Source organism: Autumnicola edwardsiae (assembly GCF_031846505.1).
GTDB lineage: Bacteria > Bacteroidota > Bacteroidia > Flavobacteriales > Flavobacteriaceae > Autumnicola > Autumnicola edwardsiae.
Genome location: NZ_JAVRHP010000254.1, coordinates 1 through 1,058 on the forward strand (window position 1 = coordinate 1; position 1,058 = coordinate 1,058).

General features: G+C 40.5%; 1 protein-coding gene. It reads right to left on the reverse strand.

Annotated features, from left to right (window positions below; genetic code table 11):
• Window positions 1-223 precede the first annotated feature (223 nt).
• On the reverse strand, window positions 224-631 hold the full coding sequence (locus RM529_RS17470) for a hypothetical protein (protein ID WP_311486016.1): 408 nt from the start codon (window positions 629-631) through the stop codon (window positions 224-226).
• Window positions 632-1,058 lie beyond the last annotated feature (427 nt).

Genomic DNA, 1,058 nt, shown 5'->3' on the forward strand with positions numbered 1-1,058 from the left:
ATATTTAAGCTAGAACCAAACGGAAGATAAAATCTCAGCTCAAAAGGAAACGGAATAAATAGCGAGTGCGGGAGCGGCTTTATGCCGTAAGCTTTTGATGGGAGTATTTTACGAGTTTACCTTTGCGCCGATATTGATTGAATACTATACCTCCCTTTTTTAAGGAAAAAAGAAAACCTACTCTTGGGGAGTAGGCTTCCTGTTTAAAGGGTTTGAAGTTACCTTAGAGCTCAAACTCTACAATCTGTTCCTCAATTTCGGACTTTCGTTCCTCCAAAGTGGACTGCAAATGTTCCGTTACCAATTTGATAAGGTTCGTATTGGTCGTTTTAAACTCCAAATTGTGGGAGTCCCGGATGTAAAATGAAGCTGAATCCCCTTGGTTATAGTTGAACTTCGTCAACTCGTTCAAGGTTTGGGACAACCGTTCCCGTTGGGTGGCCAATCCTCTCAATTTTTCAAAATTTTGGATTCGGTCATCCAAACTAATGGTAGCCTTTTTGGATGCTACCGCTTTTTCTGTTGAAGCAGCTTTTCCAATAGCTTTATCGGTCAACTTTTTCTGTACTTCCTTTTTAACGGATGCATTTTCCTTTTTTGCAGTTCCGTTTTGTTTTACTGTTGTTGCCATAATTAAAATTTTTAGGTTAAACATTATTTTAAATCGTTTTGGCAGCTTGTAAGGCAACGAGCAATACCAAAACAGGGCATTAACAGCCACAGGGAAGAAGGGGCAAGGTATGAGCGGTTATTTTTCGCAGAAAAATGTTCGGCATCCCAGAGGGCTTGACCTTGACCAAGCGGTGGGATGTGGCTACATTTGCCCACGGTTTGGTTTTGGTTGCCTCAGCTGACCGAAAAATAAAATAACTTAACGCAGAAATTTATGGCTCATTAAAAAACCAAAATCTGCAAGGGATCAGACCAGAAAAAATAAGAGTGCCGACTGGATTAGAACCTAAAAAGGTGTTTCGCAAATCGAATTATTGATAGTGCACCCTTGTTTCGGCCTTGTCCGTAGTGTTTAATTTATTGCGCAACGAACGCATATCCGATGA